This window comes from Neomesorhizobium albiziae (assembly GCF_900114255.1).
In the GTDB taxonomy this organism is placed as follows: Bacteria; Pseudomonadota; Alphaproteobacteria; order Rhizobiales; family Rhizobiaceae; genus Neomesorhizobium; species Neomesorhizobium albiziae.
Genome location: NZ_FOSL01000003.1, coordinates 286,910 through 300,395 on the forward strand (window position 1 = coordinate 286,910; position 13,486 = coordinate 300,395).

The following is a 13,486-nucleotide window of genomic DNA, read 5'->3' on the forward strand; positions in this document are numbered from 1 at the left end:
TGGTTCTAGAGTTGTCGAATGGCCTGGCTAGGTCGAGCGGCGGTGGGCTTGAACGCATGCGCAGGCCGCAAGAGTTCGAGAGCCGTAAGCAGAACAAACTGGGTGTTGGTTCTCAAATAGCGCCACCACAGGCGCTGCGGCTCCTGCAGCACCCGGTAGGCCCATTCCATCCCCGATCTTTGCCACGATGCCGGCGCGCGTTTGGTGTAACCGGCGAGAACGTCGAAGGAACCGCCGACGCCGTGCAGGATGGATACGCCGAGAGACGGACCGAACGAGGCGAGGAAGATCTCCTTCTTGGGCGAGACCATGCCCAAGAAGAGCATGTCGGCGCCGGATTCCCGGATATCGGCAGCGACTTTGGCGCTGTCTCCGGCGTCGAAATAACCGTGATGGCTGCCGGCGATGCGCAGGCCCGGGAAACGTTCGAGCAACCGCGTTTCGAGCGCCGCCAGCACCTCCGGCTTGGCGCCGAGTAAATAGATCGAGCGGTTTTCGCTATGCGCGAGCGTCAGCAGCCGGTCGAACAGATCGATGCCGGCGACCCGCTCGGGCAAGGGGCGCCCGAGAAGCCGGCTCGCCCAGACGATGGATTGTCCGTCGGCGAGCAGGAGATCGCATTCGATGAGGGAGTTGCGAAGCAATTCGTCGCTGCGCAGGTTGACCACCTTGGCCGCGTTGAGAACGCCAAGCAGAACCCGGCTGCGCGTCAGCAGCGCCGTGCGGCAGCGCGCGACCACATCTTCCATTCGCAAAGCATCGAAATAGACACCGAACAAAAGTTGCTGCTTTTGATGCATCCGGGCTCTCCGTGGCGTGGCGGCTGCAAGCTTCGCTTCACGAATTCGCGACGACACCGCCCGAAAGCCATGCATAGAGAAGCCAGCCCAACTCATAGGGGCGGCATTCATGATCCACCTGGTTAGGGGGGAAGGCCCTGTCGAGACCCGGAAGATGCAGCCCTGGTTTCAGGGCGGTCGTTACGGCCGACAGCGCCCTGACTGCTTTCTTGGGCTCGCGCCTCGCGGCCTTGCGCCAGATGACCGCGTCCTGCTCACAGATCATCGGTTCCGAAACCTCCGGGTGCCGGACAAGCCACTGCAGCCCCTTTACAAGGGCGCCCATGTGGTCCACGCCGCCGGCTTCGCGCAGGTCGAGCAGCGCCATCGGTGCCATGGCATGCTGGTGAACACTGTAGACAGGGTACCCTTCGACGACGGTGCCGTTGCGGACGTCGTAGTGCCACCACCACTGCCCGTCCGGGCCCTGCAACTGGCAAATGCGCGCGCCGCACGCATCGGCGGCAACCAAGGCTGCCTGATCCTGGTAGGCGACCGCGAAACGCGCAAGACCCTGCGTCGAATACACCTGGTCGGCGAAGCAACCGATATGGGCACGAAGCTTTCCGTTGGACGAAGCAGGCAGCCTATGCGGAAAGAGGCCGTACGCACCTTGAGCCGCCATCAGGCGTTCCTTGGCCATCACGGCCAGGTCGTAGGTATCGCCGAGTTTTCTTGCCGCGACCGCCGCGATAAGCATCCACGAACAGTCGACGGTAGCAACCGGCTGTCTGGAGGCGAGCAGGTCGGTGAGGCGCTCGAACAACCGTGCCGTAAAGATGTTTTCCGCCTCGGCGGCAGTCCAGGCCGCGAGCGCGACGGCGCCGGGATCGTCGGAAGTCTCGGCCCGTTTCGCGGTCGCCAGGATCACGTCGCGCGCGCTGCTGCCACCCAAAATCTGCCGTTGTTCGGCCTCGCTGATGAAAGAGAGGCCGAGCCCGCAATTGATGGCGTAGCGAAGACTGTCGCCCTCCGGCCGGACCGTGCGCTCGTCACCTTTTGTGATTAGGCGCATCGTATGCGGAAAGAAGCCGTTCTGATGCATCGCCGGCAATCCGCGCTTGGCCAGAACGATCAGCTCGTCGGTAAGCGCGCGCGTTTGCGGGCTGGTTTCACGAAGGGCATCGAGCCGATCGACCGGAAAGATGCCTCTGTGCGGGTCGAGTGGTTTTCTCGCGAATGTGCTGACAGCCAAGTGATGTCCCGATCTTTGTTTGCAACGGTTGCGATGGCCGGGATCGTGTTCTGTCAGGATCCCAACAAAAACTGAGCTAATCTTCTGTGATGCTAGAAAATCCTCGCCGATAATCCATCGCCCTGAAAGGCTTATGGGCCAGCCAAGTCGAGTGTCCGGGGCTAAGCGCCGCCTACGCCGATCGGATAGCCAAGGTCGGCAACCGGATGAATTCGAGGAAGCTGGACCCGCCCAGGCTACACCACACTAACCCGTTGCCCTGAATATCCGGGCGAAGATAGGCTCGCTGGAAATCGACCAGTCCGGGGAGTGTTGGATTGAACCGCGCGCAATCAGAGGCAAAGCAACCGACCACCCCTCGCGAGGCAGATCAGGTTGGAATTGTAATCGTCACATACAACAGTGCCGATGTATTGCCCGGCTTGCTGGATTCGCTTGCCGCCGGCCTGCAAGGTATCGACAGTTACGAGATTGTCGTCGTCGACAACAATTCCCATGATGCGTCAGTCGAGATCGCACGGAACCATTCCATCGCGCCGAAGGTCGTCCAGACCGGCCGGAACGCTGGTTATGCGGCGGGCATCAACGCGGCGACTTCAGTGATAAGCAGACGCGCGCACTTGCTCGTCCTCAACCCGGACATCCGCCTTTTTCCCGGCGCGTGCCGCGTGCTTTGCGACCGGCTTCGCGATCCCTCGGTGGGAGTGGTTGCGCCGCAAATTCTCCACGAAGACGGCACGGTCGCCAAATCGATACGCCGCGAACCCTCGATCCTTACGGCCTGGTCGGACGCGCTTCTTGGCGGACGCCTAGCAGCGCGGGTGGGAGCAAGCGAAATTGTCAACGATGCGCGGCTTTACGAAATCGGTGGCAAGGTGCAGTGGGCTACAGGCGCCGCATTAATGATTTCGGCACGTGCGCGTCAGTGCGCCGGCGCTTGGGACGAGACGTTCTTCTTGTACAGCGAAGAAGTAGAGTATCTGCGACGGGTACGGCAACGCGGGCTATCCGTTGAGTATCTTTCCAGCGCGAAAGCCACCCATATTGGCGGCGACTATATCGACAATCCATTTCTTCATGGGCTTATGACCACAAATAGAATTCGTGACTACGGCCGGCGGCATGGACCACTGGCAACCAATGTATTTCGCTTTGGCATTGTCGTCGGCTCAGCGCTTCGAGCCATCTTGGGACCGGGGCACCGAGCATCGCTCCGCGCTGCATTGGCGGCCTCTCGATCATCGCTTGAGGACACGCCTGCGATGCCAGCTCAGCCATGAGACATCTCGAAGCGAGTTCAGCCGAGCGCCATCAGGCGATCAGGGTCAAAGATCCGCCATTGAACAGTTCATCACGAATTTGGTACTGAAGCTCCCGCAGCAGCCGTTCTTCCAGGGCTGTCGGGTGATGTTGTAGACAACGTTGCTGTAGGAATGTTTGTCGTTGCCGTTGTTATCGCCTGCTTGGCCGGCCTTGGCATAATAGTGATTCACTGCTCTCGACTGCGCAGCAGTCTCACCAGACTGGCACCGCGCGATGCACTGACGCGCTCATAAGTAAATTGTTGTGCATCCTGCGCAATCTGGCGGGCAAAGCTCGCGCGCAACCCAGGCTCATTGGCCATGCGCCTCAATGCCGTGACCAATCCGCTGACATCGCCAGCGCGGACAACAAGACCGTTCACCCCATCTTTGACCAGGCGTCCAGCTCCCATCGGGGTGACGATCGCGGGAAGCCCGCAGCCACCCGCTTCAAGCGTCACCTGCGGGCCGCCTTCTTCAAGCGTCGGGAAGACGAACACATCGGCATCACGGTAAGAGGAGCCGATATCGTCCGTGTAGGGAATATGACGCACTCTGCTCGTTTGCGTAGCACGAGCAAGGCGCGGCTGGAGGACAGGTTCGACATCGCCGACAAGGACAAGCTCGCCATCGATACAACTTTCCTCCCAAGCGTCCAGAAGTTCGGGGACGCCTTTTCGCACACAGATGAAGCCCGCGAAGATCGCTTTGAAGAACTGTCCGCCGCTGGAGAATGACGGGGCCAGGTTGCGAAAACGGTCCGGGACCCAACCGTAGCTGGTCGGGAGAATTCGCCGACGATCGATCCCCACTTCCAGAAGCGAGCGTTCCACTTCTGGATTGGGTGCAAAAACATGATCGTAGAGCTTCAGCTCTTGCCTTTCTCCTTCGATCCCTGCGTCCGTTATCGAATGCGTCCGGGGAAATTCCCAACGGTCATATGCATCATCGAGTATTCGTTTCGCCATACCCTGGAAGGTGTTGATCATTTCTCGAACACTGACAATGCCAGCGCTTCGCGCATACTCAACGAGTGCAGGAGGCGTCCCGGGCCAGAAATACGCTACGGTCCGTTTCGGATCAGACTTGTCGACAAGATTACGGAATCTGCGGTCCATAAAACCATTCGATATGCCTCGAATGTAACGCCATGGTATCCTTGAGATCGGAAACGGAATTGCTTCCACGACGTCGATCGAGGGTGGAGCTGACTTGCGCGCGCGCGGTGTCACGAGCACCGGCTGAAGATCAACGGTGTGGAAATTTGCGACCACATTGACGCAGGTCTCAGGCCAGCCGTGTCCGCTATATGGCATCGGACAATAGATGAGACACCGGGGAGCGTGAGCCATGACACTACGCCGCTCCTGTGCGCGAGTAGTTCGTTGCGGCAGTTCCCATGCTTCGGAACACTCCTCACCCGTTCTCGCGAGAATTTCGTTGGCGAAGATTTTTTGTCGCCGCGCCAGATCGTCTTATCTGGCTAATTGAGGAGGGCGCGGCGTCTGCCTCGATAAGCCAGAAGCCACTACCCAGCAGGAAGGTGAATAGTATGTATGACGACTCCCAGAAATAGACGGCCCAACCGGTCATGAAAAAACCTACCATCGTAATCATGTACGCGGTGCGATACGTGCTGAGCTTCTCGTCAGAGATAGGTGCTCGGCCGACAGCCAAAAGCGCCGAAAAGAATGCCAGGAATACGAGAAACCCCGCCGGAATGCCGTGCCGGACTGCGTCGATGATCCAATGCATGTCAATGCTCGACGTAAGCCATTCGGGCTTGTCCCACGGGCCGAAACCTACCCCCCAGAGCGGATGGTTCATTATCGACTGAGTGCCGTATTGCCAGGTCAACGTTCGAATGTACGCTGAATACTCGTCGAAAGCGAAGTAGCCGATAAGAATAACAGCTAGGGATCGGTTGGCGAACATTTCAATCATTATGAAAACGGCAAGTCCTCCGATTGCCAGCACGCTCCATTTCATCGGAAAGCCGCGCGACATCCTGTCCCAGGACAGCAGAGCGATTTGCCCGACCATTGACGTGAGCGGCCCGGAGGAAAGAGAGAGAAAAGATGTGAGAAATACGAGTGAGGATTTGAACATCCGGACGTAAGGCGATTTCCCATATCCCAGAACGAGAAATGTGAGCGTCAGGGTACTGCCGATGTTCACTCCAAAGTGAATGGGATGGATATAATTTCCCTGGGCCCGGTCGAGACCCCAGCGCTCCGGCATGCCGACGTCGATGTAGGTGGGCATTATCAGGCGGAAGGTGTTCAGTAGCACCTTCCCACCCGTGAGAGCTTCGTGCAAAGCGAAGGGTAGCAGGATCACGCTGATTAAAAAAAGTACCTTCGCCATCATGCGGAAGCTTGCTTCATCGCGAATATAACAGCGTGCAACCAGGAAGCCGCCCATCGTTTCTAGAAAGAGAATTCCCGCCGGTTCGATCGCATCAGACAGTCCGTGGATCGCGACCATGGCGACAGCGCACCACCCGCAGAAAAGGAAAAGCGCCACGTCAGTCAGGCGAACCTTGCCGACTTTGCCACTCATCCACCGAAGGAGGCAGGTCGGAAGCAGGATCAGAAGAACGAGGCGATAGGGGGTAAGGCGCAAGTCTCCAATCGAAAAGATCCAAGGAATCTGGAGTGCCACCAGAAGCGCCAGAGCTGGAAAAGGGAGCGACGTAGGTGATGCCTGAGCGGCCACGGGGCTTGCGCTGGGGCGCTGCAGCCGCCCGCTGCGCATTGACTGATGGCGCGCCGCCGCAGTTCTGCGCAGCGGTGAACCGGCCGGCGAGTACGCTGTCCTGGGTGCGTTTTGTGTCAGTGACTTCCGCATGGCGACCATACAAATGAGCTACTTACATTACGGAAATCACGGATGCGGCCGAACCTCTTCTTAAGAAGGTGCGGCAGACTCTTCTGGTGTAGGTGCTACTCCCTTTCACGCTAAGGCGCGCGATCCATCGAATCACCGCAGCTTGCCGGGCGTCGGCAGCCTTGGACCGCTGAGCATGCGACGGACGTTATGCGTCGTAGCTACGGATTTGTCCTTGACCTAGCAGAACCTTGCGCAGGTATGGCCGTCTAAATGCCCGGGCTTTTTTTTCGGTGACTGAAGACGTTTGTTGTCTTGGCCGATGCTAGCTGGCGCAACTTTCGTAGCGCTCGCCTTGGGTCAGCCGCCGCATCCCGCGCTTTTTGATAGGCATCCCGCCAATCACCGTACCGGTTGACAGGCAGTTCAAGCAGTTCAGGCCAGGCGGTCGTCACCGCCCTGACAACCATGCCGTTGTTTCGGCGCACTGACGGTTGCAGCGAAAGCATGGCCTTATACGTCTTGCGCGAGATGAGCGGATTGATCTCGATGTGGTGTGAGGGGGCGTACGCTTGAGCGAAAGCCCACGAACTCACTCGCAGTTCCATAAAAGCGAGATCGAGGATCAGCAGGCTGTCCAAATCCTTCAGGGGACGGAGCCATGCATCGACAGCCAGTCGCAGGCGCGGCTCCAGCGGCAATTTCAGCCTTTCGATAAGGCCATTGGCATCGAGTTTCGTCTGGTCATTAGAGTTCAACCAGAGAAACCCGCGGCCGACTTCTCCTCCTACACCTCCAACAAAGATGGTGTCCTTCAGCGGCGCCATGCTGGGATGCATTCTCAGGTTCGAGCCGGTGATACAGTGGCTCACCTTTCTCTGCCAGGTCTCCATTTGTTCCGGACTGGCTTCGACATATGGCAATAACTGATGCCTTAGACCAAAGCGTTCTGACAGTTCCCGCGCCCTCTTGATATCCAACTCGCCTCCGGGAACGTTCACCGTAATGAAGCCGAGTTGGTCAAGCAGATTTCTCGAGCACGCCAGGAGGAGCCTCGTGTCATATCCGGCAGTCAGGGCCAGATTGGTTGGGGCGACTTTGGACAGCGTCTCTATCACGCGGCTCGTCTGTTCCACGATTGTCTTGATCGACCCTGCCGGATCCGCTTCCCGCACGACGGGTTCAAGCGGCCAGTGCCTGACGCAGGTCCAGGTTTCGAGGTCTAGATAGTGGTTGGAAATCAGGCGCTTGACGCCTGCATGAGCTGTGAGACCCGCCGGAAACCAGCCATCCTTGTCCACGTTGAGAGCAGCGTAAAGTGAACGGTCCAGACCTTCATAGTATTCCTTCACCGTTGGGAGCACCAATAAGGTGGTCGAAGCGGCGACCTGATCAGCAACGTTGTAAACGACGGATTTGGTGCCATTGGCGTCAAGATAAAGACGCCGAGCGTGCGGCATATCCAAGAGAAACACAAAGCTGCCGGCGAAACGGTATATTTCCGTTTCTACAGCAATGTTGAGGGCGGATTCCTTACCGAACTCGATCTCGATCACGTGATGGTCGACGAGTATCTTTCCTTGCTCCACATCAATAGGCGTACCGAGAAGACATCCGATGAGTTCGCCACTTCGATCGAACACCTTGGTGACGGGTTGCCGAGCAAAAATGTCCACACACAACGAATTTAGTTTTATACGCCTAGAACCTGGGCGTTCCGGAGCGTGCCCGTTGGAAACAATGAACTGACCGTCGAATTCGGTTCCCGCAATCATCTTTGCTCCAATCTGTGAGCTGCTACAGCCCGGCTACCCGAATGCGATCTTTTCGATGGCTTGTGCAAGCCCAACTATTGTTGCTCGCAATATTCTTTAGATGAGATAGCTACGCCAGAAGTATTGATCACACATAGTAAAGCACGCCAGAAGCGCCGTAACTTTCATGTTCAGCGTCAAATCAAAGCGACGATACAGGGAAACTTCTATGCACTGAAGGAGGCGCAAATCCTCATCGGGCGCTGGCGACCGCACAGCTCACTCGGTTATATTCCGCCAGGCCTCTCCGCGTTTCCTCCGGCAGCAGCCCTGCCGCGCCACATTCTTTTCAGTCGTCGACCCCATTCGGTCTCTTTTATCAAGCGGCGTCCTTGGCTGTTCACAATCGAAAACAGGGAGGCAGCAAGATTGACCGCTATGGGAAACGGGCGACGAGAGGTGATTAGAACAGTGCTCTCATAACGCTGGCATTCGCCGAAGGCAGTCTTGTAGTCAGCCTCGCCATACCCGAAGTCGAGCATGGACACCGTAGGATCCGCGCATAGATCTTCGACCATGCGAAACATGGTGAACCGGCCGACCGAGTCCTTTGTGTAGTCCGGATCGAAGCCGGGTGTTCCGATAGCGAAGTTGGAAGCGTAGTTCGTGCCTGTCCAGAATGCCACGGGAACGTCATCCAGATAGAGCATCCAGGTTCGGTGCCAGCCCTGTCGCATAGTTTCTTCCAGGAGAGCGCGATCGAATGACGAATTCAGGAATCCTGCTCCAAGGCCGCGCTGGTAGGTGCGCGAGGCGACCCTCTCCATGTCCCGGCAAAGTTCGGCCATCTCTTCGATATTTTCAAAGCGGTGAAGTCTGAGCCGCCCAGCATAGTCCCGAAGCAGTTTTCTATCCTGCCCCTTGAGTCTCTGCCGGGTCTTGGAGGACCGGCCTTCGAGAAACCGGTCGAGTGTGTCGGGCAAGCGCGCCATCCACCGACCCGAAATCTCCCGACCATGCGAACGACGCAAACAACTCCCGCGGGCAGAAGCTGCTTTGTAGAGCGTTCCGTTCACATCGATGTTGCGCAGGAGCAGTAAATCGGCATCGCCGGTGTCGAGCGGGCCTTGCAGATAATCAAGCAGCAGTTCTTCGTCGGCCCTCTCGCGAGTGCCTACGATGCCCCCGAATGTGACAACGACGGCGCGGAACTCGGGCGAAACGAGTTTCCGGTAGCCAAATTTAAGCGGTAACGAAACCCGCTCGATGCGGGAGATGCCCAAAAGATCCCGGCCGCCTTCGCGACGGATATATACCACATATGGGCGCACAGTCGTGCCCCCGCACCGAACGATGGTGAGGAAGTAGTCGATATCGGAATCGATATCCTTGACGTCGATCGCGCGCCAGCGGTCGCGAAGCGCTTCCACCTCGTCCACTGTGGTTGCGATCGTAACCGCGCCGACGCTCACCGGGGTGGACCCGGATTGCGAACCGATCGACCCTGTCTCCCCTGACATATGGTCCTTAAAACAGTAGGTGTCTGCCACGAGCGTCCTCTGATCTGTGCGGGCTTGATCCCTGGCGATAGTTATCGCCAGGACCACAGGTGGGGCGATAGTGGCAAAAAATTGCGACCTCAACGACTGGGTCATTGGCGTTAAACCGCTTGACCCATTACGCCTTTCTGTGGACGATCTATTGTCCTTTGGCTTGTGTCCGCCGTCTGCGGCTGGTCCTTCACGTCCAGCACCCCGCGGCTCTGCTCTCAATGGCCGGGTCGCCACCCTGGGCATGATCCGGTCCTCTGTGCCGTGTTTCCCGGTTTGGAGAATTGCGGCTTCCCGTTTCCTCTTGAACCCCCACCTTGGTTCGTCCGCTTCGTCATTTTGGCGGATATCCGTACCACTTGCCGACTTTGCGCTCGCGTGGGACGACATTGAAACGGCCCGTCTCGGTCTCGCAAACCCTTTCGCGAGCTAAGACGAGGCCAGCTTGGGCGACTGAAGAGGTTGTCGGTGTCGGCAGCGAACCTGGCGCGATCACTGTACCGGAAGGTTGCGGATGCCGCTGAGCGGCATCACCGCCAGCAATTGACGTTTGCCGTCGATCCCCAGCGCGCGGCAAACCCCACCATATTTTTCCTGACGCCAGACCATCCTTCACCCTCCGGCGGCATCCGCGTCATCTACCGCCAGGTCGATATCCTGAACGCTGCCGGCTTCGATGCCTACGTGCTGCATCACCGGCCAGGATTCCGCTGCACCTGGTTCAAGAACGAAACGAGGGTGACCGATGTCGCGGCGATCGAGTTGAGGTCGGACGACATCGTGGTGGTGCCGGAAGTGGACGTCGATCTGATCCCGAACCTGCCGGAAGCGGTTCGCTATGTGATTTTCAATCAGAACAGCCATCTGACATGGAACCGTGCAAGCGACCTGGCCCGGTTCTATCTGGCCGATCCTCGGCTTGCCGCTGTGGTCACCGTCTCCATCCACAACACGGACATGCTGCAGCGAGCTTTTCCTGCATGTCCGGTTCGGCGCATCCATCTCGGCATCGACCCTTCTATGTTCCACGCCGGTCAGGCGCAGCGGCCGCGCCGCATCGCCTACATGCCGCGACGCGGCCGCACCGACGCCCGTCAGGTCATCGAGATCCTGCGCGGCAACGGCGTACTGGACGGTTGGGAGGTCGTCGCCCTCGACGGCATTTCCCACGACGAGGTTGCCGCGCAATTGCGAACCACGCGGATATTTCTCGCCTTCACTCACCAGGAAGGCTTTGGCCTTCCGGCGGCCGAGGCGATGGCATGCGGCTGCTATGTCATCGGCAATGACGGCTTTTCGGGGCGTGAGTTTTTCCACTCGAATTTCTGCGCGCGGGTAGAAGTCGGCGACGTGCTTGGCTTCGTCGATGCGGTTGAAGAGGCCATATCGAGCGAAAAGAACGATCCGGACTGGTGTCTCGATCGCGGCAGGCGTGCATCGGAATTCATACTGGACACCTACTCTCCCGCCCGGGAGCGCGCCGAGGTGGCCGCTCTCTACGACGATATCCTGCAGGCGCAGTGCTGCGAACCGGTGGCCGCAGGATGAACATTCTCGTTTATCCGCATCAACTGATTGTCGGCGGCAGCCAGATCAACGCCATCGAACTGGCCGCTGCTGTTCGCGACCGCGGCCATGGCGTCATCGTCACCGCACCCGAAGGCCCGCTCGTTTCGATGATCAAGGAATTCGATCTCGAATATATGCCCACTCCCGTTATTTCCACCTATCCGTCGCCACGCACCGCGCTTCGCATGATACAGCTAGTGCTCAAACGTCGGATCGACGTCGTGCATGCCTATGAATGGAGACCGAGCATCGAGGCAACTTTCGGGCCGCATCTCCTTTGCAACACCCCGGTCCTGATGACTGTGCTTTCCATGCGCGTTCCCGACTTCTTGCCGAGACATGTTCCGCTGCTGGTTGGCACGCGCGAGCTGGTAAGCGGTCTGGAGCGGGACGCCGCCTTGATGGAGCCGCCCATCGACACGGAAAAAAACCGCAGCGTGGACAGAGCCTCCGCACGGGCGCGCTGGTGCTTCAGCGAAGAGGAGATCGTGATTTCGGTGGTGTGCCGGATGACCTCCGAACTCCAGAAACTGGAAGGGGTGCTGGAGGCGATGGATGCCGTTCTGTCGCTTGCCGATCGATGGCCGGTCCGTTTTCTGGTCGTCGGCGGCGGCGAAGGATTGGCAGAGGTCAGGGAGAAAGCCTGCTGGATCAACGGCCGTGCCGGCCGAGAGCTTGTGCTGGTTACGGACACCATGCTCGATCCGCGCGACGCCTATGAAGCGGCGGACATCGTGCTTGGCATGGGCAGCTCCGCGCTCAAGGGGATGTCGTTTTCCCGGCCGTTGATCGTACAGGGAACCGATGGCTTCTGGCGCTTGCTCGACGAATCCTCGACGGATGTCTTCCTGCATCAGGGCTGGTTCGGCCACGGTGGCGGCGGGGCCGCCGACCTGCAGGAGATTCTGGAAGGTTTGGCCGGCAATCCCGGCCGCAGGACGGAACTCGGTAGACATGGGCGCGCGCTGGTGGAGAAGCATTTCAGCCTCGATAGCGCCGCCGAACGGCTGAGCGATATCTACCATGACCTTGTTGCCAGCCGCCGGTCGCTTACTGACCGGCTGCCGTCGTTGTCGCGCTCAGCTGTCGAAGTGGCAAAATTCCGGACCCTCATGGGCTTTCGTTCGTCGAAGCAGACGGTATCGGCCTGGATGGCGCGATGAACAGGATGAGCTTCACTTCAGTAATTTTCGGCAGGGTGGAAAGCCTCTCGACCCAGATCCCGTCGACAGATGAAACGTTGGCTGGCCTGAAAAAGACCGTTGTCGCGCCACGTCCGGCGCCCGGTACGACTGCCACGGTGTCGGTGGTCATTCCCTGCTACAACTATGCGCGCTATCTGCCGCAGGCCGTCGCAAGCACGCTCTCGCAAGAGGGGGTCGACGTCGAGATCGTCATCGTCGACGATTGCTCGACCGACGACAGCGTTGCGGTCGCTCGCGACCTGGCATCAAACCATCCGAACATCGTCGTCATCGCCCGGGCCAGAAACTCGGGGCCGGTCGACACGTTCAATGAAGGGCTCGCCAGGGCGAGCGGCGAGTTCCTCGTGCGTCTCGACGCAGACGACCTGCTGACGCCCGGCGCGCTCCAACGCGCCGTTGCGCTGATGCGTGCCTATCCGTCGGTCGGCCTCGTCTATGGCCATCCCCTTCATTTTGCCGGCAACCGATTGCCTGCTGCCCGCCGCACGGCAACGCGCTGGACGATATGGCCGGGCAAGCGATGGCTGGTCGACCGGTGTACCGCCGGGGTGAACGTGATCACCTCTCCCGAAGCGGTGATGCGAAAATCGATCGTCGATCGCGTCGGCGGGCAGAAGCCGTTGGCTCACACGCATGACATGGAGATGTGGCTGCGCTTGTCGGCGTTCTCGGATGTCGCCTACATCCACGGAGCGGACCAGGCGTGGCATCGCGACCATCAGCAGAGCCTGTCCGCGAGAAAGGTCGACAGCCTTCGCGACCTGCTTGAGCGCAGGGACGCGTTCGAAACGCTGTTCTCGGGAATTGCCGCCGCAATCCCCAACGCACGTGCTTTTCACGCCAGCGCGATGCAGGCAATCGCCATCGATGCGGTCGAGCTCGCGACCCGTCAATACGATCATCCGAAGCCTGACATCGCGCTGATCCAGCAGCTGCGGGAAATCGCGCGCGAGATCGAGCCCGAGGTTGCAAGGATCCCGGGCTGGGCAGGCCTGGAATGGCGCAGTGCGGTCGGTGCCCCGCACACCTGCCGCCATCCGGTTTTCTTCGCAGAGCGCGCGGTTCGCGGATTGCGCGGCATCTGGAGACGGCGGCTCTGGCACCGTAGCGGGATTTAGGGCTGTTTCCCGAGCCTGCGGGCGAGCATCCGCAAGAGGCAGGCGCTCGCCCAATTTCAAGCCTGAGCGTGTTCGGGCATTACTCCCTGACCAACACTTTGCATCCGGCAAGGTAGTATCTCACCC

The 13,486-nt window shown here is 59.1% G+C and carries 11 protein-coding genes; 5 read left to right on the forward strand and 6 right to left on the reverse strand.

All coding sequences use genetic code 11. The features are described from left to right. Nucleotides 1–5: 5 nt before the first annotated feature. Both F3H98_RS07910 and F3H98_RS07915 read right to left on the reverse strand, forming a co-directional pair. Nucleotides 6–800 carry a WecB/TagA/CpsF family glycosyltransferase gene (locus F3H98_RS07910; RefSeq protein ID WP_149759582.1) on the reverse strand — a complete coding sequence of 265 codons (795 nt, stop codon included), beginning with the start codon at nucleotides 798–800 and terminating at the stop codon, nucleotides 6–8. Between the two features lie 37 nt (nucleotides 801–837). Further along, nucleotides 838–1,884, reverse strand: a complete 1,047-nt coding sequence (locus tag F3H98_RS07915) for a hypothetical protein (protein WP_244621634.1) — start codon at nucleotides 1,882–1,884, stop codon at nucleotides 838–840. Between F3H98_RS07915 and F3H98_RS31020 the strand changes: the two genes are divergently transcribed. Continuing rightward, nucleotides 1,879–2,109: a hypothetical protein gene (locus F3H98_RS31020; RefSeq protein ID WP_188130368.1), complete on the forward strand. Its 231-nt coding sequence runs from the start codon at nucleotides 1,879–1,881 to the stop codon at nucleotides 2,107–2,109. The genes F3H98_RS07915 and F3H98_RS31020 overlap by 6 nt on opposite strands. 242 nt (nucleotides 2,110–2,351) lie before the next feature. After that, on the forward strand, nucleotides 2,352–3,314 hold the full coding sequence (locus F3H98_RS07920; protein WP_149759583.1) for a glycosyltransferase: 963 nt from the start codon (nucleotides 2,352–2,354) through the stop codon (nucleotides 3,312–3,314). A gap of 209 nt (nucleotides 3,315–3,523) precedes the next feature. Here the strand turns inward: F3H98_RS07920 and F3H98_RS07925 are convergent, their stop codons facing one another. From F3H98_RS07925 to F3H98_RS07940, 4 genes are all read right to left on the reverse strand, one after another. After that, on the reverse strand, nucleotides 3,524–4,687 hold the full coding sequence (locus tag F3H98_RS07925; RefSeq protein WP_149759584.1) for a glycosyltransferase: 1,164 nt from the start codon (nucleotides 4,685–4,687) through the stop codon (nucleotides 3,524–3,526). A 64-nt stretch (nucleotides 4,688–4,751) separates the two neighbouring features. Beyond that, nucleotides 4,752–5,999 carry an O-antigen ligase family protein gene (locus F3H98_RS07930; protein WP_149759585.1) on the reverse strand — a complete coding sequence of 416 codons (1,248 nt, stop codon included), beginning with the start codon at nucleotides 5,997–5,999 and terminating at the stop codon, nucleotides 4,752–4,754. Nucleotides 6,000–6,433: 434 nt separating this feature from the next. Further along, complete coding sequence (locus F3H98_RS07935) at nucleotides 6,434–7,939, reverse strand: hypothetical protein (protein ID WP_244621635.1); 1,506 nt, start codon at nucleotides 7,937–7,939, stop codon at nucleotides 6,434–6,436. A 266-nt stretch (nucleotides 7,940–8,205) separates the two neighbouring features. Next, entirely contained in the window at nucleotides 8,206–9,468 is a 1,263-nt protein-coding gene (locus F3H98_RS07940; protein ID WP_188130364.1) for a GNAT family N-acetyltransferase, read from the reverse strand. 468 nt (nucleotides 9,469–9,936) lie between these two features. Here F3H98_RS07940 and F3H98_RS07945 point away from each other — a divergent pair, with 468 nt between their 5' ends. From F3H98_RS07945 to F3H98_RS07955, 3 genes are read left to right on the forward strand one after another with little or no spacing between them, the layout of a single operon-like run. Continuing rightward, on the forward strand, nucleotides 9,937–11,016 hold the full coding sequence (locus F3H98_RS07945) for a glycosyltransferase (protein ID WP_244621636.1): 1,080 nt from the start codon (nucleotides 9,937–9,939) through the stop codon (nucleotides 11,014–11,016). Then, nucleotides 11,013–12,200: a glycosyltransferase family 4 protein gene (locus F3H98_RS07950; protein ID WP_149759587.1), complete on the forward strand. Its 1,188-nt coding sequence runs from the start codon at nucleotides 11,013–11,015 to the stop codon at nucleotides 12,198–12,200. Before F3H98_RS07945 ends, F3H98_RS07950 begins: the two co-directional genes overlap by 4 nt. After that, nucleotides 12,197–13,360: a glycosyltransferase family 2 protein gene (locus tag F3H98_RS07955; protein ID WP_244621637.1), complete on the forward strand. Its 1,164-nt coding sequence runs from the start codon at nucleotides 12,197–12,199 to the stop codon at nucleotides 13,358–13,360. The genes F3H98_RS07950 and F3H98_RS07955 overlap by 4 nt, the downstream gene beginning before the upstream one ends. Nucleotides 13,361–13,486: the final 126 nt, after the last annotated feature.